Source organism: Micrococcus terreus (assembly GCF_900116905.1).
Classification (GTDB): domain Bacteria; phylum Actinomycetota; class Actinomycetes; order Actinomycetales; family Micrococcaceae; genus Citricoccus; species Citricoccus terreus.
On the sequence record NZ_FPCG01000001.1, the window covers coordinates 165,807 to 186,537 of the forward strand.

Annotated in this window: 18 protein-coding genes; 7 read left to right on the top strand and 11 right to left on the bottom strand. The window is 70.4% G+C overall.

Features of this window, described 5'->3' with window-relative positions; all coding sequences use genetic code 11:
- Positions 1–41: 41 nt before the first annotated feature.
- The 4 genes from BM355_RS00820 to BM355_RS00830 are packed head-to-tail and all read left to right on the top strand — an operon-like array spanning position 42 to position 3,183.
- Entirely contained in the window at positions 42–1,139 is a 1,098-nt protein-coding gene (locus tag BM355_RS00820; protein WP_091692922.1) for a glycosyltransferase family 4 protein, read from the top strand.
- Between the two features lie 11 nt (positions 1,140–1,150).
- Positions 1,151–2,500 (top strand): phosphoglucosamine mutase, encoded by a 1,350-nt coding sequence (gene glmM, locus BM355_RS00825; RefSeq protein WP_091692923.1) that lies wholly within the window; start codon positions 1,151–1,153, stop codon positions 2,498–2,500.
- A 10-nt stretch (positions 2,501–2,510) separates the two neighbouring features.
- Positions 2,511–2,651, top strand: coding sequence for a hypothetical protein (locus BM355_RS14285; RefSeq protein WP_177227781.1), 141 nt, complete (start codon positions 2,511–2,513; stop codon positions 2,649–2,651).
- Positions 2,652–2,691: 40 nt separating this feature from the next.
- The gene (locus BM355_RS00830; RefSeq protein ID WP_091692924.1) at positions 2,692–3,183 is read left to right on the top strand and encodes a glutathione peroxidase; all 492 of its coding nucleotides are present in this window, start codon (positions 2,692–2,694) and stop codon (positions 3,181–3,183) included.
- 57 nt (positions 3,184–3,240) lie between these two features.
- Here the strand turns inward: BM355_RS00830 and BM355_RS00835 are convergent, their stop codons facing one another.
- The 4 genes from BM355_RS00835 to lhgO form a co-directional block, all read right to left on the bottom strand.
- Complete coding sequence (locus BM355_RS00835; RefSeq protein WP_177227782.1) at positions 3,241–3,759, bottom strand: TetR/AcrR family transcriptional regulator; 519 nt, start codon at positions 3,757–3,759, stop codon at positions 3,241–3,243.
- Positions 3,746–5,134, bottom strand: coding sequence for an MFS transporter (locus tag BM355_RS00840; RefSeq protein WP_245760499.1), 1,389 nt, complete (start codon positions 5,132–5,134; stop codon positions 3,746–3,748). Before BM355_RS00840 ends, BM355_RS00835 begins: the two co-directional genes overlap by 14 nt.
- Before the next feature lie 154 nt (positions 5,135–5,288).
- Entirely contained in the window at positions 5,289–5,999 is a 711-nt protein-coding gene (locus BM355_RS00845) for a GntR family transcriptional regulator (protein ID WP_091692926.1), read from the bottom strand.
- 54 nt (positions 6,000–6,053) lie between these two features.
- Entirely contained in the window at positions 6,054–7,283 is a 1,230-nt protein-coding gene (gene lhgO, locus BM355_RS00850; protein ID WP_091692928.1) for an L-2-hydroxyglutarate oxidase, read from the bottom strand.
- Positions 7,284–7,396: 113 nt separating this feature from the next.
- Between lhgO and BM355_RS00855 the strand changes: the two genes are divergently transcribed.
- The 3 genes from BM355_RS00855 to BM355_RS00865 all read left to right on the top strand — a co-directional run bounded on the left by BM355_RS00855 (position 7,397) and on the right by BM355_RS00865 (position 10,966).
- Positions 7,397–8,419, top strand: a complete 1,023-nt coding sequence (locus BM355_RS00855; RefSeq protein WP_091692930.1) for a TAXI family TRAP transporter solute-binding subunit — start codon at positions 7,397–7,399, stop codon at positions 8,417–8,419.
- A gap of 124 nt (positions 8,420–8,543) precedes the next feature.
- Positions 8,544–8,915, top strand: a complete 372-nt coding sequence (locus tag BM355_RS00860) for a DUF1850 domain-containing protein (protein ID WP_177227783.1) — start codon at positions 8,544–8,546, stop codon at positions 8,913–8,915.
- The gene (locus BM355_RS00865) at positions 8,912–10,966 is read left to right on the top strand and encodes a TRAP transporter permease (RefSeq protein WP_091692936.1); all 2,055 of its coding nucleotides are present in this window, start codon (positions 8,912–8,914) and stop codon (positions 10,964–10,966) included. The genes BM355_RS00860 and BM355_RS00865 overlap by 4 nt, the downstream gene beginning before the upstream one ends.
- 88 nt (positions 10,967–11,054) lie before the next feature.
- Here BM355_RS00865 and mscL read toward each other — a convergent pair whose 3' ends face one another.
- The 7 genes from mscL to BM355_RS00900 all read right to left on the bottom strand — a co-directional run bounded on the left by mscL (position 11,055) and on the right by BM355_RS00900 (position 20,575).
- Positions 11,055–11,486, bottom strand: a complete 432-nt coding sequence (mscL, locus tag BM355_RS00870) for a large conductance mechanosensitive channel protein MscL (protein WP_091693803.1) — start codon at positions 11,484–11,486, stop codon at positions 11,055–11,057.
- Positions 11,487–11,734: 248 nt separating this feature from the next.
- Positions 11,735–12,361, bottom strand: coding sequence for an AMIN-like domain-containing (lipo)protein (locus BM355_RS00875; RefSeq protein WP_091692938.1), 627 nt, complete (start codon positions 12,359–12,361; stop codon positions 11,735–11,737).
- Between the two features lie 170 nt (positions 12,362–12,531).
- On the bottom strand, positions 12,532–14,859 hold the full coding sequence (locus BM355_RS00880) for a phosphotransferase (RefSeq protein WP_091692941.1): 2,328 nt from the start codon (positions 14,857–14,859) through the stop codon (positions 12,532–12,534).
- Positions 14,856–16,763 (bottom strand): ABC transporter ATP-binding protein, encoded by a 1,908-nt coding sequence (locus BM355_RS00885; protein WP_342715168.1) that lies wholly within the window; start codon positions 16,761–16,763, stop codon positions 14,856–14,858. Before BM355_RS00885 ends, BM355_RS00880 begins: the two co-directional genes overlap by 4 nt.
- On the bottom strand, positions 16,760–18,061 hold the full coding sequence (locus BM355_RS00890; RefSeq protein ID WP_091692943.1) for a glycosyltransferase: 1,302 nt from the start codon (positions 18,059–18,061) through the stop codon (positions 16,760–16,762). The genes BM355_RS00885 and BM355_RS00890 overlap by 4 nt, the downstream gene beginning before the upstream one ends.
- The gene (locus BM355_RS00895) at positions 18,058–19,242 is read right to left on the bottom strand and encodes a glycosyltransferase family 4 protein (RefSeq protein WP_177227799.1); all 1,185 of its coding nucleotides are present in this window, start codon (positions 19,240–19,242) and stop codon (positions 18,058–18,060) included. Before BM355_RS00895 ends, BM355_RS00890 begins: the two co-directional genes overlap by 4 nt.
- A 34-nt stretch (positions 19,243–19,276) precedes the next feature.
- Positions 19,277–20,575 carry a glycosyltransferase family protein gene (locus tag BM355_RS00900; protein WP_091692948.1) on the bottom strand — a complete coding sequence of 433 codons (1,299 nt, stop codon included), beginning with the start codon at positions 20,573–20,575 and terminating at the stop codon, positions 19,277–19,279.
- Positions 20,576–20,731 lie beyond the last annotated feature (156 nt).

Genomic DNA, 20,731 nt, shown 5'->3' on the forward strand with positions numbered 1-20,731 from the left:
CCCAGCCGCCTTGTCGGCCCACACCCTGAGGTTTGCCTGCCATGAAGGTCCTGCACGTCGTCGACCGCCATGACGATCTCGCCGAACGCACCGTGGCCTCCTTCTCCGAGGCCGCATCCTTCGCTCAGCACGAGGTGCTGACCGCACCGCCGCTCCCGGTCCCCGGCCGTCTCCATCCGGCGGCCGAGCACTCGTTCCGCACCTCCGTGCGGCTCATGGCCACCGAGACCCCCGCCCTGGTGCGGGCCGTCCGCGCCCTGCAGCCCGACGTCATCCACGCCCACTCGGCGCCGATCGGCTTCGCCATGCGCGTGGGCCGCCGGCTGGTGCCGGAGCTCGGGCGCCCCGGCATGGTGTTCACGCCGCACGGCTTCGGCCTGGTCGAGCAGCCGCTGAACCCCGATCAGGTGCGCCGGATCGAGCGCGTCGAGAGGCGGCTGTGCTGCTTCTCGGACATGGTGGCCACCACCACGTCCGCCGATCACCGGTTCGCGCACCGGCTCTGCGGCGGCCGCACGCCCATCCACCTGGTGCCTCCGGCCCCCTACCGGCTGGAGGGGACCTGGAACGACCTGCCCGCACAGCAGAGGGCGGTCGTGGCCGCCGGGGCGGTCACCGGGCCCGCGGAGTACCAGCAGGCCTTCGCGCAGTTCTCGGAGCGGCTGCGGCGGATCCGCCGGCCGCAGGAGACCCGCTTCGCCTGGGTGGACGGCGAGCGCCTGGACCCGCGGCATCTGCCCTCTGCCTCGGCCGATCGGGCGGTGCGGTCCGTCCAGCCGGACCAGCGCCACCAGGAGCTGCTCGGAGCCTCGCTGTACGTCAGCGCCACCGCCTCGGGCAGCGTGCCGCCCACGGTGGTGGCCGCCGCGGCGGCGGGCATGCCCGCGGTCTTCCGCCTCGCTCCGGGCGCGGCGGACGCGGGGGACCCGATCGCCATGGTCACCTCCCTCGGCGACCTGGTGGAGCTCTCGGCGGCCCTGCTGGCCCGGGAGGACCTGCGTGCGCGCAATCGGGCCTTCTGGAGCCAGGCCCTGCGTCTGCACTACTGTCCCGAGAGCCGGCGGGACCGGCTGGAGTGGGTCTATGCCGAGGCTTCCTCGGACGGGTCGCTGCGGGGCGAACCGGGCGGCACGGCTTAGAATCAGGCGTGATGTCACGACTATTCGGAACCGACGGCGTCCGTGGCCTGGCCAACGAGACCCTGACCGTCGAACTCGCCCTGAAGCTCGCCCAGGCCGCCGCGGTGGTCCTGGGGCACCAGACCGTCCCCGAGGGGAAGCGTCCGGTGGCCGTCGTCGCGCGGGATCCGCGCATCTCCGGGGAGTTCATCAACTCCGCCGTGCGAGCGGGCCTGGCCAGCTCCGGTGTGGACGTGCTGGACGCCGGGGTGCTGCCCACTCCGGCCGCCGCGTTCCTGGTGGATGACCAGGATGCCGACTTCGGCGTGATGATCTCCGCCTCGCACAACCCGGCCCCGGACAACGGGATCAAGTTCCTGGCCCGCGGCGGTGAGAAACTCACCGACGAGCAGGAGGACGCCATCCAGCGTCAGATGGAGCTGGAGCCGCTGCGTCCGCTCGGCGCCGAGGTGGGCCGGATCGACCGCTTCGCCGACGCCGAAGACCGCTACGTGGTGCACCTGCTCAAGTCCCTGCCGCACCGCCTGGACGGGCTGAAGGTGGTCCTGGACTGCGCGCACGGCGCTGCGGCCGGATGCTCCCCGCAGGCCTTCACCGACGCCGGTGCCGAGGTGGTGGTGATCGGCGCGGATCCGGACGGACTGAACATCAACGACGGCGTGGGGTCCACCCACCTGGAGCCCCTGCAGGCCGCCGTGCTGGAGCACGGTGCGGACTTCGGGATCGCCCATGACGGGGACGCCGACCGCTGCCTGGCCGTGGATGCGAACGGCACCGTGGTGGACGGCGACCAGATCATGGGGATCATGGCGCTGGCCCTGAAGGACGCCGGGCGGCTGCGTGATGACACCCTGGTGGTCACCGTGATGAGCAACCTGGGCCTGAAGCTGGCCATGCAGCGCGAGGGCGTGCAGCTGGTGGAGACCAAGGTGGGGGACCGCTACGTGCTGGCCGGCATGAAGTACGGCGACTACTCCCTGGGTGGGGAGCAGTCCGGCCACGTGATCTTCTCCGACTTCGCCACCACCGGGGACGGCGTGCTCACCGGACTGCAGATCGGTGCGCGCATGGCCGCCACCGGCAAGTCCCTGGCCGAGCTGGCCGCAGTGATGGAGCGCCTCCCGCAGGTGCTGATCAACGTCAAGGGTGTGGACAAGTCCCGTGCCGCCACCGACCCTGAGCTGCATGCCGCTGTGGAGGCCGCCGAGCAGCGCCTGGGCGAGACCGGCCGGGTGCTGCTGCGCCCCTCCGGCACGGAGCCGGTGGTGCGCGTGATGGTCGAGGCCGCCGATGAGTCGGTGGCCCGCCGTGAGGCCGAGGACCTGGCCGCCGTGGTCCAGCGCGAACTGGCCCTGGCCTGAGCCCCCTGGCGTGAAGTCCAAGGTGGCCCTCTTCGTGGGCCTGGTGCTGGCCGTCGTCGTGCTGATGGGCGTGGCCTGGCTGGCCATTCAGGCACCGAACTGCGAGCAGCCGCCGAACTCCTGGGCACCCTGCATCGAGCTGGACCGCTGACGCTGACCGCCGCCGAAGGCACGTTCCGTAGAGTGGGTCGATGACCACCCCAGGATCCCTGCACGAGTTCACCGCCCCCACCCCCACCGGTGAGGACCGCCCACTGTCCGAGTACGCCGGTCAGGTGGCCGTGGTGGTGAACACCGCCAGCAGGTGCGGTCTGACTCCGCAGTTCACCGGCCTGCAGGAGCTCTACGAGCAGTACCGGGACCAGGGGCTGGTGGTGCTGGGCTTCCCCTGCAACCAGTTCGCGAACCAGGAGCCGGGCACCGACACCGAGGCCAGCCAGTTCTGCCAGCTCAACTACGGCGTGGACTTCCCCATGTTCGCCAAGGTGGACGTCAACGGTTCTGACGCGCACCCGCTGTGGCAGTGGCTGCGCGGGCAGCGCTCGGGGATGCTCGGCGATGCCATCAAGTGGAACTTCACCAAATTCTTGGTCGGCCGGGACGGGCAGGTCATCGAGCGCTTCGCCCCCACCACCTCACCGGCCACGATGCGGGAGGCCGTGGAGACGGCGCTGCAGCAGTAGCCACAGCGCCCACACTGCCTACGCCGTCCAGACCTTCCCGACGACGGCCGGCTGGGTTCAGTCCTTCGGCAGCCGGTCCAGGATGGTCGCCACCAGGTCAGCGCGCTCCTTCTCGGAGAGGGCTCGGTGGTGCACGTGGTCGTGCGCCCACAGTCCCAGGGCCATCAGCTGGACCGGGTAGAGCTCGCTGTGCGGGTCCGTGCTCATCCACTGGTCCTCCAGCTCGGCCCACATCTGGGGCAGCTCGGGGTGGTCGTGGGACTCCAGGCTCATCAGCAGCTCGGCGCGGTCTGCGTTGCCGCCCAGGGTGACCACCACGGCACGGAGCCGCTGGGCCAGGGTGAGCTGATCGGCCGGGGCGCCAGCCACCTCTTGGAGCTCGGTCTCCCACTGGTCGATGAAGTGCTGGTTGACCCCGCGCAGCAGGTCGTGGCGGGTGGGGAAGTGGTAGATGATCCCGGACTTGGAGATCCCGGCGGCTGCCGCCACGGACTCGAAGGTCAGTGCCTCCACGCTGCGCTGCTCGATGATCCCGATGACGGCCTGGATGATCTGCTGACGTCTACTGGTGCGCAACACGCGCTCCCTTCGGGTTGCCTCGGAAACAGTACGCGGAGACGACGGCCAGGACGGCTGCGGCTCCGGCCAGGATGGCCAGGGTGCGGAAGTAGGCGGAGTCGTAGGAGCCGGTGGCCAGCTGCAGCACCGGCAGCAGGCTGCCCAGGATGGCCACCGAGACCAGCGTCCCGAACTCGTAGGAGACCTCCTCCACGCCCGCGGCCATGCCCGCACGGTGGGCGGGAGCGGACCCGACGATGGCGGTGGAGGCCACCGACATGATGGACCCCGCGCCGGCGCCCACCAGGGCCAGTGCCCCGACGAAGCCCGGGATCACGTCCACGGAGCCGAACCACAGGGCCAGTCCGATCCCCACGGTCACGGCGATGAAGCCGCCGGTGATCAGCGGGATGAAGCCCAGGCGGTGCAGGAACGCCCCGCTGAGGATGGAGAACGGGAAGGCGGTGACCGTGACGGCGATGATCAGCAGCCCGGCGTCCAGGGGGCTGTACCCCTCCACGATCTGGAAGCGCTGGGTGGTCATCAGCTCCAGGCCGGCCACGGCGAACATGGCACCGCCGGCGGCCAGCACGCCACCGGTGAAGATGCGGGAGCGGAAGATGTCGAAGGTCAGGAGCGGATCGGTCAGGCGCTGCTGACGCCGGGCGAAGGCGACCCCGGCCAGCGCACACACCACGACGGCGGCCGCGAGCAGCCACCAGGTCCGGTCCGGATGGGCGGCCTCCTTGATGGCCATCACCAGTCCGGACAGCGTCAGCAGGGCGTAGATCGAGGAGACGGCATCCCACCGTTTGGCGGGGTTGGGCAGATTCGGCGGAGCGATCAGCACGGTGGCGACCAGGGCCACCAGCACGATCGGCACATTGATCAAGAAGATCGAGCCCCACCAGAAGAACTCCAGCAGCAGTCCGCCCACCACGGGGCCCACAGCGGCACCGATCACCGCCACCGAGCCCCACACGCCGATGGCGGTGTTGCGCTCGCGCTCATCGGTGAAGGTGATCCGGATCAGGGCCAGAGTGGCGGGCATCATCACCGCGGCGCCCAGACCCAGGGCCGCCCGGGCGGCGATCAACGACCAGGCGTCGGGGGAGAAGGCCGCGGCCAGGGAGGCGATGCCGAACAGGACCAGGCCGGTCAGGAACATCCGCCGGTGGCCGATCCGGTCGCCCAGGGTGCCGGTGCCCAGCAGCAGTCCGGCCAGCACCAGGGGGTAGGCGTTGATGATCCACAGTCCCTGGGTCTCGGTCATGTCCAGCTGCTCGCGCAGCTCAGGCAGGGCCGTGTAGAGGATCGAGTTGTCGATGCCGATCATCAGCAGGCCGAGGGAGATCACGCCGAGGAAGGACCAGCGCTGGAAGGGAGCCGTCACGGCGGATAACTGTACCGACCGGTCAGTACAGTTTCAAGAAGGGAAGCGGGCCGGTGGCGCGGGTGGCCGCTGTCATCGGAGAGTCCGGCTCCGGCACGTCCTTGACACTCCGCGCCGGGCGCGGCTGACGGTCCAGGCCATCGGTGAGGACGTCTCACCCGCGGGGAACGGCGGCCTCCAGGCGTTCCACCCACGGGCGGGGGTCCTCGTGCTGGGCGGTTGCCAGGCGGTGGATCAGCAGGGTGGCCGTGTTCAGGATGTGCTCGCCCATGGCCGCGGCAGCTGCCGGCGCGTCCCCGGCAAGGGCAGCGTCCAGGATCGGACGGTGGTCCTCGAGGAGCTCGCGGTGCGTGCGCGAGCGCGGGACGGTGGCGGCGCCCCCGGCGATGACGTGGTCTCGGATCTCGGCCAGGACCCGGAGCAGACGCTGATTGGCATGCCCGCCCAGCAGGGCCAGATGGAAGTCGCGGTCCGCGACCAGCAGCTCCTCGGTCTGTTCGTCCTGGGCGGCCAGCTCCATGCGGTGGAAGGCCTGCGCCACCCCGTCCCGGGTCTCCTCGTCCGCCGCCATGACCGCGCGGGCCACCGTGGGCACTTCCAGCAGCAGACGGATCTCGATGCTGTCCACGATCTCGTCCAGTCCGGCGGTGAGGATCTTGATCCCGCGGTTCGGGATGATCCGCACCAGGCCGTCCTGCTCGAGCGCCAGGATGGCCTCACGCACCGGGGTCCGTGAGACGCCCAGGCGGACGGCCAGGGCTGAGGCGCTGTGATGCTCCTGTGGGGAGAGGGTGCCGTCCAGGATCTCCTGGCGCAGCTGCCCCAGGACCTGGTCCATCAGCGACGTGCGCACGATGCCGCTCATCGGACGACCCTCCTTCGATCAGCCGTCACGACGACGGACAGCAACCTGTTGAATCTACTCCTGTCCGAAGGCTCGGTGCACGACTTCTTCAGCAATGGCGAGGGCACTGGTCGCGCCGGGAGAGGGGGCATTGCGCACGTGCAGGACATGGGCCGAGCCGGAGAACGCGAAGTCGTCCACCAAGGTCCCGTCCTGTGCCATCGCCTGAGCCCGGATGCCTCGAGGACCGGAGGTGACGTCGTCGGGGGTGATCTCCGGGACGAAGTCCGCCGCACCGGCCACGAAACGGCGCCGACTGGTGGCGGTGGACAGCTCCTTCAGGGCCGCCGGGACGTTCTGCCGGGCGAAGCGCCAGAAACCGGGGGATCCGGCCACCGAAGCGAGGTCGCGGGGGTTCAGGCCGAATCGTCCGTACCCCTCGCGGGAGCCGGCCAGGAAGGCGTTGGGGCCCAACAGCACCGAGCCGTCATGCATGCGGGTCAGGTGGACCCCGAGGAACGGGTAGCGCGGATCGGGCACCGGATAGATCAGACCGCGGACCAGGTGGGTGCGGTTGTCTCGCAGGGTGAGGTAGTCCCCGGAGAAGGGGACGATGCGCGGCCACCGGCTGGACCCGGAGTTCATGGCCAGGCGATCGGACTGCAGGCCGGCGCAGGTGATCACCAGGTCGGCCTCAAGCTCGCGATCATCCTGGAGCTGGACGCGGACCTTCGGCCCGGACGGGCTCTGGGGTTCATGGATGGCGGCGACCGCGGTGCCCAGCAGCAGCTCGGCGCCGGCGGCGGTGATCTCGGCGGCCAGGGCGCGGCACACGCCCACGTAGTCGATGACCGCGGTGTGCGGGGAATGGAGCGCCTCCAGGCCGGTGGCGTGCGGCTCGACCCGGCGGATGCCCCCACTGTCCAGCATCTCGACGTCCGGCACGCCGTTGGCCTGGGCCCGTTCGCGGATGCCGCGCAGGCGGGACCGTTCCTCATCGTTGCGCGCGATCAGCAGCTTGCCGGTCTCGTTCAGGTGGACCTGGTGCTCTCGAGCGAAGCTCGTCAGCAGTCCCACGCCGCGCCGGCAGAGCCGGGCCTTGAGGCTGCCGGGCTCGTAGTAGAGGCCGGCATGCACCACGCCTGAGTTGTGACCGGTCTGATGGGCTGCGACGCGGTCCTCCTTCTCCACCACGGTGACCTCGGCGCCGGGACGAGACTGCAGCACTTCCCGGGCCACGGCCAGTCCCAGGATGCCGGCACCCACGACGACGACATGTGGGTGGGTGGACTCAGCGACGATCATCCGATCTCTCTCTCCTTCGCGAAGTATGTTGCATGCAACACGTAACGCTGTGTAATGTACCTCACATTATGACCGCGGTCATACCACCCGCACCGTCTTCCGAGGAGATTCTCATGGCCCCCACCCGCTCCCGTACCGCGCGACGGTTGGCCGTCGTGGCCGCTGCCGCGGCGCTGACCTTGACTGCCTGCTCCGACGGGGGTGACCCCGGCGGCGGCGGCGCCTCCGGTGGCGAGGGCGGCGGTGACCTGGACGCCTCGTTCCTGACCATCGCCACCGGCGGCACCTCCGGCGTCTACTACCAGGTGGGCGCCACCTTCGGTGAGATCCTCAAGGATGAGCTGGAGTCCGACACCACGGTGCAGTCCACCGGCGCTTCGGCGGAGAACATCAACCTGCTGACGGACGGCAACGCCGAAATCGCCTTCACCATGGGTGACGCCAACGCTCAGGCCATCGAGGGCACCGGCCCCTTCGAGGGGGAGCCCCGCGAAGGGCTGATGGCGATGGCCGCGCTGTACCCGAACACCGCTCAGATCGTGGCGACCAAGGCCTCCGGCATCGAGTCGGTCGAGGACCTCAAGGGCAAGCGTGTGTCGGTGGGTGACGTAGGCTCCGGTGTGGAGCTCAACGCCCAGCTGATCCTGGATGCGCACGACATGTCCTATGAGGACATGCAGGTGGACTACCTGCCCTATGGCGAAGCCGCCGAGCAGATGGCCAACGGCCTGACCGATGCCGCGTTTGTGACCTCCGGTGTGCCCAACCCCTCCCTGACCGAGCTCGAGACCAACACCGAGTTCATCATCCTGCCCATCACCGGTGATGCGAAGGAGCGGCTGCTGACCGAGCACGACTTCTTCGTGGAGGACGAGATCCCTGGCGGCACCTACCTCCAGGACGATGCCGTGGAGACCGTGGGCGTGACGAACCACGTCATGCTCAGCTCCCAGCTGTCTGACGACGCCGCCTATGACATCACCAAGGCGTTCTTCGAGAACCTGGAGCAGATCCACTCCGCACATGCCGCCGCCAAGGTGATCTCCCTCGAGAAGGCCACGACCGGCCTGACCGCGCCTCTGCACCCCGGTGCCCAGCGGTACTTCGAGGAGAACGGTGTCGAGCTCCCCGAGTGATCGCAGCGACGGCCGCGGCCCGCGGCTGTCCCGGCGCACGGCCCTGACTCTGGGGGCTGTCGCGGGACTGTCCGCGATCACCGCGACCGGCGCCGTCCTCTGGCCCCGCTCCCCGTCGGAAATCGTGTGCGCTGATCAGCGCACCGGCGAGGAGTGGGGCCGCTGGGCGGCATCCCCGGGCTCGGAGATCAGCCTCACCTGGATCCACTCCATCGAGCTGACGCCCTGGACGGATGTCTTCGTCCTGGAGGAGTCCGAGGGATTCACCTTGGCCCGCACCGAGTTCGAATCCTATGGGGCAGGAATGCCCGCCGGAGAGGCCAACGCCTCTGTTCAGGACGGCAAGGTCGTCATCACCGACATCGGCCGGCACCTGGAGACCGTGAACTGGATCCACTCGCACACCCAGCAGTTCACTCTCACCCTCGACGGGAAGATCGTGGCACGTCCTGACGACCTTCCCCACCACCGACCACTGGAACTGAGGTCAGCATGAGCAACCCATCTGAGTCACGGACTCCGGTGACACCTTCCGGCGAGGCCGCCGCCACGGAGGCGCCGCCGCGCGACGAGGTCGTCCTGGAGAATCTGACGGACGAACAGCGCCGGGCGCAGGAGACGGAGGCCTCAGAGGTCGCGGCGAAGTTCGACATCGAATCGCGTACCAGGGACCACAACTGGAGGCCGCTGGCACTCTTCCTCTCCGGCGTGGCGATCTTCACGGCGCTGTACCACATGTACACCTCGTTCTTCGGGCCTCCCGGGGTGCTGCTGCATCGCTCCATTCACGTGAGCCTGATCCTGTTCCTGGTCTTCATGCTCTACCCGCCGGTGCGCGGCGCTCAGGGCAGGGTCTGGCGGATCGTGGACGGGATCCTGGCCGTGCTGGCGCTCGTGCCCACCGTCTACCTGGCAGTGAACTACGAGACGATCCTGCGCCAGGCCGGTCGCTTCGAGCAGATGGACGTCCTGGTGGCCGGACTGCTGCTGATCCTGGTGGTCGAGGCCGCCCGCCGCCTCACCGGCTGGGCGCTGCCGGTGCTGGCCATTCTCTTCTTCCTCTACGGGATGTTCGGCCGTGACCTGCCCGGCATGCTCCGCCACCGCGGGTACGACTGGGACACGATGGCCTACAGCTTCTTCGCCTCGACCGAAGGAATCTTCGGCACACCGATCGGCGTGGCCTCCACGTACATCTTCCTGTTCATCCTCTTCGGGGCGTTCCTGAACAAGTCCGGGATGAGCCTGCTGTTCAACGACATCGCCTTGGCGGTGGCCGGCCAGTCGCGTGGCGGTCCGGCCAAGGTGGCCACCATCGCCTCCGGCCTGATGGGGTCCATCAACGGTTCGGCGATCGCCAACGTGGTCTCCACCGGTGCCTTCACCATCCCGCTGATGAAGAAGATCGGATACACCCGCAACTTCGCCGGGGCCGTGGAGTCCACGGCGTCGGTCGGCGGCCAGATCCTGCCTCCCATCATGGGTGCGGCGGCCTTCATCATGGCCGAGACCCTGGGCGTCCCCTACGCGGAGGTCGCCCTGGCAGCGATCGTCCCGTCCCTGCTCTACTTCCTCAGTCTGATCGTGCAGATCCACCTGCGGGCCACCCGCCTGGGGCTGAAGGGCATCTCCCGGGACTCCCTGCCGGCTGTCATGGACGTGCTCAAGGAACGCGGCCATCTGCTGTTGCCGCTCGTGGTGCTGATCTACATGCTCTTCTTCTCGGGCCGGACGATCCTGTACTCAGCTCTGGTGACCATCGTGATCACGATCATCGCCGCCCAGCTGCGCAAGAGCACTCGGATGGGCATCAAGGACATCTTGGGAGCCCTGGAGGACGGCACCCGTTCGGTGCTCAGCGTGTCGATCGCCTGTGCCTGCGTGGGCATCGTCATCGGCGTGGTCGGCATCACCGGTTTCGGTCTCACCTTGGCCGGAGGAATCGTCTCCCTGGCCGGCGGTCAGCTGTTCTGGACCCTGGTGTTCACCATGCTGGCCTGCCTGGTGCTGGGCATGGGTCTGCCGTCCATTCCGGCCTACATCGTCACCGCCACGATGGCCGCTCCGGCGCTGACCCAGCTCGGTGTGGAGCCGCTGCTGGCGCATCTGTTCGTGTTCTACTTCGGGCTGTTCGCCAACATCACCCCGCCGGTGGCCCTGGCGGCCTTCGCGGCGGCGGGCATCTCTGGCGGCGATCCGATGAGGACGGGCTTCGCTGCCCTGCGCCTGGCGGCCGCCGGGTTCGTGATCCCGTACATCTTCGTCTTCAATCCGGAGATGCTGTTGCGGGACGTGAACCTGCTTCAAGGCGTGACCGTGGTGATCACCGCGCTCGTGGCCGTCTCACTGCTCTCGGCCGCGCTAGAAGGGCACCTGATGGTCAAGATGCCGTGGTACCTGCGGATCGTGCTGGCCGCGGGAGCCCTGCTGATCCTCAACCCGAACATGGTGCAGGATCTGATCGGTCTGGGACTGGTGGCGGTGGTGCTGGCCGTGCAGGTGGTCCTGGCCAAGAAGCAGGACAACCTCAGCTGGAAGGCCATCTGACAGCCGGGTCGGACACAGAACCGAAGACAACGATGGCCGCCCCTTCACGGAGCGGCCATCGCTGTGTTGGACGTGATGGTGAGGTCGATCAGACTTGCGGGTTCGCGCCACCGGCCGGGGGCACGGTGCCGGAGCGGCCCTGCAGGGCGTCGCGGATCTCGGTGAGGAGCTTGACGTCCTCGGGGACCTCGTCCTCCGCGGGGGTGATGCCCAGGCGACGGTTGCGGGCCTCGATCATCTTGTTCATCGGGAGGATGATGACGAAGTACACGGCGGCGGCGATGAGCAGGAAGTTGACGATGGCGGTCAGCAGGACACCGAACTTGATGTCATTTCCGTTGATGGTGACCATTGCGAACGAGTCGAAGTTCGGGGAACCGACCAGGGCGGAGATCAGTGGCATGAGCACTGAGTCCACCAGGGCGGTGACGACGGCGCCGAAGGCGGCACCGATGACGACGGCAACGGCCAGATCGACCACGTTGCCCTTCATGATGAATTCCTTGAAACCTTGAAGCATGGTCCCGAGCATACGTCAGGATGGACTCGATTCGGTAACGAAATGGCCTAAGGTCCATGAATCCGGCTAAACTACGGGCTCGGAGTGTCCAAGATCACGGTACGGAACCGGGCTGGACGCTCTTTTTCTGCGTCTGACCTGTGCGTTCATCATCTGGGCTCTGAAACGGAGCGGTGACACGGCTGTGGGGCACCCGCTCCCGGGTGCCCCGCAGCCGGGCCGTCCTGCCCTGCGGTGGTGTGAGGGACTCACCACCGGTGGGCGACGTCGATCACCAGACGGGAGACGCCTCCTGACTGCGGGAGCACGAAGGTGCGGAACGGCAGTCGGGCGCGCACGCCGAGCCCGAAGGTGGTCTGACCCTCGAAGCTGCCGGCCAGGGCGATCTGGCGGAACGTGCGGTAGCCGGTCACGTCCACGAGCCGGTTCGGAGAGCGCGGTGTGTAGGTGGCCCGGCCGTCCTGGTCGTAGGCCGGGGCCGTGACCGTGATCCGCAGATCGGCGGCGCCGAGCAGCGGGACGAAGGCTCCGGAGCCTTCCCGGTACACGGGGGCATAGCGCACGTCATAGCCGCGCACCTGCCCCGTCAGGTCGATCACCATGCGGTCGAAGCAGGCGTGGCGGCCTGCCCGGACGTTGTGGATGGTGGCGGAGGAGTATCCGCTCCGGGTCTCCGGGAGCGAGCCCCACCGGATGCCGCAGTAGGGGGTGGCTGCGGTGGTGGCCGTGGTGACGGCGGTGGGCTGGGCCGCCGGCGCGACCGGAGCGGCGGAGGCCGGAGCGAACGCTCCCGCGGAACAGGCCAGGACCACGGCCGTGGCGGCGGCGTGGAGTCTCTGGCGGCGCGTACTGCGTGGCGAGGGGTCGAGTGTCATGGTGGTTGCCTTTCCTGGAAGACCATGTCCCCGTGGCATGGTGGGCTCAGTGTGCGCCCGGCCTCCGCAGCTGCCAAGGCCTGGAGCCCCGTGACCTGATCACGATTCGCCCGGGCTGCGCGACCCGCACATCACGGTCCGGACTCAGGGCCCGGAGCGGGTGACATGGCTCAGGCCGGCAGCTGCCGCTGCAGCTCCTCCGCGGCCCCCGCGTACACCGGACGGAAGGCGTAGACGCAACGGATCCGCAGCAGGGCGGCCCGCTCGAACAGCCCCAGGACCGCCTCCTCCACGCCGGTCCGTGCCGCGAGCCCGTCCACGGCGCGGATCACCGTCTCAGCCCGTTCCGCGGACCAGACGCCCTGCCGCCGCCGCCACTGGGCGTGCGCTCGCAGGTTGCCCAGGTCCAGGGCCGGGTGACCGAGGCAGGCGGTGTCCACGTCCAGCAGGCCCGGGCCGGGGGAGTGCTCGGCCGACCACACCAGCTGCTTGTCATGCAGGTCCCGATGCGTGGGGACCAGAGCGTTCGAGTCCCCCTGTCCCACGTCCTCGAGCCCGGCATAGGTCTGCTCCATGGCCTCCCGGAAGGCGGCCAGGTCCCGGACCCAGGGCGCGGCCCGGTCCGTCCAGTCCCGCAGCACACCGGCCTCCTCCGCGGGGCCGTGCTCCGGGATGCCGGATCCGCAGCCGGACACCGGGAGCCGGGCGGCCTCCAGCGCGTCCATCACCTCGGACCAGGCCCGCTCCCAGTCCGCGCCGCTGAACAGGTCCGGGCGGTGCAGGGACCGTCCGTCCAGCTCGGCGAATGTGACGGTCGCCTCGGTGCTGCCGAGCACGGCGGGGGTGCGGAAGCCCCGCTCGAAGGCCGCCGCCCGGCTGATCCCGTCCAGGATCGCCTCAGCCCGCCCGGCCCGGACGATCTTGGTGTACCGGACCGCGCCGAGGGAGACCTGGTGCCGGACCACGGCCCGGCGCCGCGGCCGGTGCGAGACCACCTCGGCGCCCTGCTGGACCAGCGGCTCCAGGGCCGGCAGCCTCCTGTCCCGGCCGGCGGGGAAGAGCTCGAGCCCCCGGGGCGTCCACAGCCCGGCCCGCAGGGCTCCGTCCGCGCGGACCTCCACGCTCAGCGGGGCGTCCGGCTCGTCGGTCTTGCCTGGCCACACCCGCTCCACGCGCCAGGCGGTGCCTTCGGCGGTCACGACGACGTCCGGCAGCGCCGCGGGGGCGTCAGGGTCCGCGGTGGCCGGCTGCGCCCGCGTGGGGGAGCTGCTCGGACCGCCGGCTGACGCGGTGGGGCGCGGCAGCGCGTCGAGCGCCCCCTGGAGCCGCTCGGTGACCCGCTGCGGCCAGTCCGGTGCTCGGTGACGCAGCGGATCGAGGGCGGCCAGCAGGTGGGCGGAGGACTCCCAGGCGGCGATCGTCCGATCCTCCGGCAGCGGCGCGTGGGCGGCGTAGCCGTTCAGGAACGCCTCGCCGATCTCCGGGGTGCCCTGACGGCGGCAGGCGGCCAGCCAGGAGCCCAGGTCCCGCGCGGCGGGGCCGGCCCCGGCACGGTCCACGTCGATCAGCCTCACCTCGGTGCTCCCGGGGGTGGCCACCAGCAGCTGGTCCGGGGAGAGGTCCCCGTGCAGCTCCACGGCGGGGGAGTCGGAGAGGTCCCGCAGCAGCAGCGGCTCCAGGCGCGCGGCCAGGGCGCGGGCGGCTTCGGCCAGCCAGGGGGCGGACTCGGCCACCGACTCAGCGGAGGAACGCACGCGCAGGGGCACAGCCGGCAGCGGGGAGCGTGCGGCCCGGCGGGAGTGCAGGCGGCCGATCAGCTCACCGGCGGCGCGTGCCGTGTCCGGGTGGGGCAGGGCCAGGGCATCTCCGGCACCCCAGAACGGGCTGGAAGCCGCGGTCCCATGGCCGCCCAGGCTGCGCAGCGGCAGCACCGGCAGGTCCCAGGAGCGCCACCGGCGCACCGTCTGGACCATCCCGGTGGGGCCGTCCAGAGGGGAGGTGTGCACCCGCAGCACGTCCTGGCCGGCGCGGGCCACCAGACGGCGGCCGGGGTTGAAGCGCAGCACCTGCCACGGCTCGTCCGACCCACGGGCCTGGGCCTGCCGACGGTGGGCACGGTGCAGCTCCACCGCGAGCTTTGGGTCGGTCCAGACCGAGCCGATCAGCAGCACGGAGCCGGGCAGCTCGTGCACGGTCACCTGGTCGGGACAGTGGGCCTTCTCGGCCCGGCTGAGGGTCTTGCGGATCTTGTCCGAGTCCGCGGTCACCTGGGCCCAGCCGTGCTCGGCAGGTCCGGCCCCGGTGCTCTGCCAGGCCACGGTCACGCTCTGACCCGGCTTCAGGCGCAGGTGCGTGGCGGTGACCGGGCGGCCCACCGCCTGGGAGAGCGCGGCGTCAGAGAACAGCCGCTCGGCACCCTCCAGCCGGGCCAGCCCGATCAGGTGGGCGTCCGCCTCGGCGGTGCTGGGCACCTGGCTCGGGATCTCACTGGCGCTCATGCCGGGGTGTCCTCTCCTGCAGACGGTGACGGGCCGTCGTCGGGAGCTGTGGGCTGGACCCGGCCCTGGATCTGCGCGGTGGCCCACTGGGCCACCCGGCTGTCCGGGTTCGCCAGCAGCTGCGCCGGGGAGCCGTCCTCCACGATCTGACCGCGCTCGAGCCACAGGATCCTATCCAGCTCGCGGATCATGGACAGGTCATGCGTGATGGCCACCGTGGTGCGGCCGCGGGTGAGCTCCCACAGGGACTCCTCGACCATGGCCCGGGAGGCCGGGTCCAGACCGGTGGTGGGCTCGTCCAGGATGACGATCGGCGCGTTGCGGACCAGAGCGCGGGCGATCGCGATGCGCTGACGCTGACCGCCGGAGAGGGTGTCGCCGCGGGCACCCAGGGCGGAGTCGTACCCGTCCGGCAGCTCCATGATGAACTCGTGCGCACCGGCCCGGCGGGCGGCGGCCTCCACCTCCTCATCCGTGGCGTCCAGGCGTCCGTAGCGGATGTTCTCCCGGACGGAGGTGGCGAACAGGACCGACTCCTGCAGCAGGATCGAGACGTGGTTGCGCAGGTCCTCCTTGAGCACGGCACGGGTGTCGTAGCCGTCGATCAGCACCGCTCCCTGGTCCGTGTCCGCCAGGCGCAGCAGGTACCCGGCCAGCGTGGACTTGCCTGCACCGGAGGGCCCCAGCAGTCCCACACGCTGCCCGGCCGGGATCATCAGGTCCAACTCACGGAACAGCGGGCGGCCGTGACCGTCCCGGGCGCTGATCCGGTCGAACACCACATCGCCCTGGACGTGACGCATGGGCACGGCCGGATCCGGGTCGGTGATCTCCACCTCCTCGTCCATCAGGTCCGCGATCCGCTCGCCGGAGGCCGCCGCACGGGCGATCCGCCCGGTGTACTTGGCCATGTCCCGCAGCGGCTTCATGGCGGTCTTGAGGTACATCAGGAACAGCACCATGTCCCCGGGGGTCATCGCCCCGCGCATCACCTGCAGTCCGCCGAAGCCCAGCACCACCGCGGTGGACAGGCCCACCAGCACATCCGTGGAGCGTTCCAGCCGGGCGGCGAGCTTGCGGGCCTTGATGTTGGCCTTAAGCGCCTTGGCGTTGCCCGCGGCGAAGGAGGAGGCCACGGTGTCCTCCAGGCCGTAGGCCTGCACCACGCGGATGGCGGCCAGGGCCTCGGCGGCGTCACCCACCAGCTGGCCCTCGCCCTTGCGGGTGGCGCGGGAGGCCTTGGTGATCTTGGGGGTGGCCAGCTTGGAGATCAGGAAGTAGATCCCCGCGGTGGCCAGCACCACCAGGGAGAGCATGGGGTTGAGCACCATCACCACGATGAACAGCACCACCACGGTGAGCAGGTTGCCCACCAGCGGCAGCCCCGCCGTGACGGCCACCTCCTGGAGTCGGCCCATGTCTCCCACCAGGCGCTGGGAGGTGTCCCCGATCGAGGACGTGGAGTGGTACCGCAGCGAGAGGGACTGGATGTGGTCGAACACCCGGGTGCGCAGCCGGGTCACCACGCGCACCCCGGTCTTGGCGAAGGCGATGGTGGAGATGTAGTTGCACAGGGCCCGCCCACCCACGATGGCAGCCAGGATCAGGGCCCACATCACCAGGGTGGTGGTCACGTCCTGGGGGACACCGGTGGCCTGGGCCACGTCCGCGCCGAGGGCCACGGTCACGGTGTCGATCGCGATCTTCACCGGCCACGGCTCCAGGATGCGGAACGCCACATCCCCGGCCAGGGCGAGCAGGCCCAGGGCGATCATGCCCTTGTGCTCGCCCAGGTACGGGGTGATCAGCGCCAGGGTCCGGCGGACCGGACTGGTGGGGCGCTTCTTCGGCTTCTTCCGCGCTGGCGCCTTCTGGGCGGCGCCGTTGCGGCGCAACAGACTCACGGCCGGCCCACCTCAGCAGGGGTGTGCGTGCCCACCAGGGCGAGCAGGTCCTGGGCACGGCTGGTCCAGGTGTGGTGCTCCACGACGTCGGCCCGGCCGGCTTCTCCCAGACGGCTCGCCAGCGCGCGGTCCCCGGCGAGCAGGTCCAGCGCGCGGGCCAGGGCGTCCGCGTCACCGGGGGTGACGATGACCCCGCGCTGCCCGACGCGCACTCCGGGGACGGTGCCGGTGCCCGCGGCAGGGGAGCCGTCAGCGGTGGAATCGCCCTCGGTCCCGAGGACGGCGGGCAGCTCGCCGACGCCGGAGGCCACCACGGTCAGGCCGGCGGAGAGGTACTCGTAGACCTTCAGCGGGGAGAAGTAGTGGTCGTGGTCCTGCGCGGGTACCGGGTACGGGGCGGTGGCCACGTCCCAGCCGGTCAGCACGCCGGGCACGTCCACGGGTGCGACGGCGCCGTGGAACACGGTCTGCTCGGCCAGGCCCAGTTCGGCGGCCAGGGTGCGCAGGGACTCCAGCTGGGGGCCGGCTCCGCAGATCTCGATCCGCCAGGAGTCCTTCTCCGGATGCTGGGCGCGGGCCACAGCCTCCAGCAGGGTCTCGGTGCCGTGCCAGGGCTTCAGGGTGCCCAGGAAGCCGACGGTGAAGGAGGGGTCAGTCTGAGCAGTGCGCGCGGTGTGCCCTGTGTGCTCGGCCGGGCGGATGCGCTCGGTGTTCACGCCGTTGGGGGTGACCACGGTCTGCGCGGCGGCGGCCGGGACAGCGGTGCGGACCCAGGTCGCCACCGGCTCGGAGACGCAGGAGACCACGGTGGCCCCGGCCAGGGCGCGCTCAGTCAGCGCCACGGCCTCGTCCCGGTGGTGCAGGGAGCGGTGGGTGAGCTGCTCCTGGACCAGAGGGGCATTGACCTCCATGATCAGCGGGACGCCGAGCCGTGCGGCCAGCTGGGCGCCGGCGTCGGAGAACAGTGAGTAGCGCTCGTAGACAAGTGCGGTGGGAGCGGTGCCCTCGGCAGAGCCGGCGGCGGCGAGCTCGACCATCCGCAGGGCGGTGCGCTGCAGCTCGATCTCCCGCTCAGCGGTGCCGGAGGCGGCCTGGACCGGGACCTCCACCACGGGCAGGTCGGCCAGGTCCTGGGGCACGGACTCATAGCCCTTCTTGTCGCCCCGGCGCACGCAGTACACGGTGACCTCGTGCCCCTGCTGACGGAACGCGCGGACCATCTCCTGCACGTGCACAGAGGCGCCTTTGGTGCCGAACACGCCGATCCCGGGGTCGGCGAGCAGATAGGTGATCCTCATGGCTGCACCACCAGCTCGGCCAGCCGGGCGGCCTGACCGCGCGAGTCGAACAGCTCCTCCACCTGGGCGCGGGCGCGGGCGGCCAGCTCGGCGTGATCGGCCCCGGGACGCACGGCCTCGGCGATCGCCTCGGTCAGGGCCTCCACGTCTCCGGTGGGCACCAGCCAGCCGGTGCGGCCGGTCTGGACCACTTCGCCCACGGCGGTGACATCGGCGGCCACGCAGAGCAGTCCGCGGGCCATGGCCTCCAGCAGCACGGTGGGCAGGCCGTCGGCATTGCCGTCCGACCCCACCACGAACGGGGCCACGAACAGGTCGCGGGTGCCCAGCAGCTCGGTGACCTGGGCCTGGGTGATCGGGCCGAGCAGGGTGATGTGCTCCTGCAGCCCGAGGGACTCGATCTGGGCCCGCAGTTCCGGTGCCAGCGGGCCGTCTCCGGCGATCTCCGCGGTGACCTCCACCCCGCGCTCGCGGAGGCGGTGCACCGCCTCGACCAGCAGGGAGAAGCCCTTCTTCTCCACCAGGCGACCGATCGCCAGCAGGCGAGCGGGGCCGTCGTCGGGATTCTGGGTGTGCTGGCGGGGCTGGAAGGGGAACCGGTCCAGGTCCAGGCCGTTGCGCACCAGGCGCAGGGTCTGGGTGGACTCGGGGAAGCGGGTGCGCAGGTGCTCCAGATTGTAGCCGGAGATGGTGATGGCGTGGTGGGCGTCGGCGAGCTTGCGCCGCAGGTCCTCCTCCTGGACGTCCTCGTGGAAGATGTCCTTGGCGTGGGCGGTGAAGGAGTACGGCAGCCCTGCCATGCGGCCGGCCAGGCGGGCCACGGTGGTGGCCACGGAGGCGAAGTGCGCGTGCAGGTGAGTGACCCCGTGGGCGCGGGCCTGGCGGGCGACCTCCACGGCCTGGACGGCGTCGTCATGGCCGTGCTGCAGCAGCTCCGGCAGCACCTCGGACATGCCCTGGGCCAGCTGCGGGTCGGCGGCGCCCTGGGCGAGGGCGGTCCACAGGCGGGTGGAGCTGGAGGGGCGGCCGATGTGGATCACCGGGGCCTGCACGCGCGCCAACTCGGGGTGGAAACGGGCGTCCGTGCAGGGGCGCAGGGAGAAGATCACGATCCGCTCACCCTGGGCCTCGCGCGCCAGGATCTCCGAGACCACGAAGGTCTCCGAGAAACGCGGGTACATCTTCAGCACATAGCCGATCACGGGGACGGGGGATTCAGCGGACACGGGCGACCTCCGGGGCGCGGGAGCGGACCGACTCGCCAGCGGGGCTCGAGGCGTCGGCGGGGGCGGTGAGGGTGGGGACGGGGAATCGTTCCGGGGCCTGACCCAGCAAATCCGCGGCGAGTTGGCCGACGGTGCGCAGACCGTCCAGCTCCAGGTGGTCCCGGGAGACCCGGCGGTCCCGGGCGCTGCGGAACCACTCGCCCACACGCTCCGGGGTGAGCTGGTCCGCCGGGAGGGTCTCCAGCGCGCCGGACGAGCTGAGCGCCTCGGCACGGCGCGGCTGCTCGGCCCGGCGGGAGCTGCGGGGGATGACCAGCGCGGGGGTGGCGGTGGCCATCACCTCGGCCACGGAGTTGTACCCGCCCATGCAGACCACACCGGCGGCGTGCTGGATCAGCGCCGGGATGTTCGCGGTGGAGCGCAGCACCCGGATCCGGGGAGCGGAAGAGCCGCCGTCCGCCCCGTCCAGCAGTGACTGATCCGGGTTGGTGGCCACAGCGGCGTACACCTGGTCCACGTCCTCCTCCGGCATCTGGGGGCCGGTGACGATCAGGTGGCGGTGGCCGGCGGGGACCGGGGCGGCGGCTGCGGCCCGGGCGATCGCGCCGCCGTCCGACCCGCCACCGACCATGGTCAGGAAGTAGGGCGCCTCCACGGGGCGGCCGGTGTCTTCCGGGCGGCCGTGGGCCAGGTACCCGGTGAAGTAGGAGCGGTCAGCGAACTCGCCCGGGATCTCCCCGGTGGACAGGGGATCGTAGGCCTGGGCGTCCCCGTAGACCCACAGGGCGTCATAGTGGCGGGCGGCCTCCGCGCCGCCACCGATCTGCTCCCATTCCTGCTGCACGGCCGAGGGGGTGTCCAGCACGTCACGCATGCCCAGCACGGTGGTGCACCGGTGCCGATCGCGCAGGTTCTGCAGGGCCGGCTTGAGCTCGCCGTCCACACCGAAGGGGTGCCGGTCCACGATGAACAGGTCCGGGCTGAAGGAGTCCAGGGCCGCGGCCACGATCCCCGAACGCAGATCGGTGAGCTGGTCCGACTTCACGCCCATGGACCGCGGGGCGTAGCCGTCCGGGGTGCGGGCGAACCCGGGCAGCAGCAGCCAGTCCCAGCCCTCCGGCAGGCTGTCCTGGCTGGCGTCCGGGTGGCCGGCGATCAGCAGTCCGGCGGTGGTCTGACCGGTCAGGCGGGGCAGGGTCTCCGCCAGAGCCCACGCCAGGGCTCGGTTGCGGCGGGCGTGGCCCAGTCCCACGGAGTCGTGGGAGTACAAGGCGATGTTGATGCCCATGGTGTGGTCCCTCCGGTCAGCTGGCGATGAAGACCGAATCTACGGACTGACCATGAGCCGTTCATGAGAACGACATGACGTGTTCATGAGGAACTGTGCAGGAGTGGGTGCCTCCACCCCCTTCCCGGGACACTTCCAGGGCGCCCGGGTGCGTTA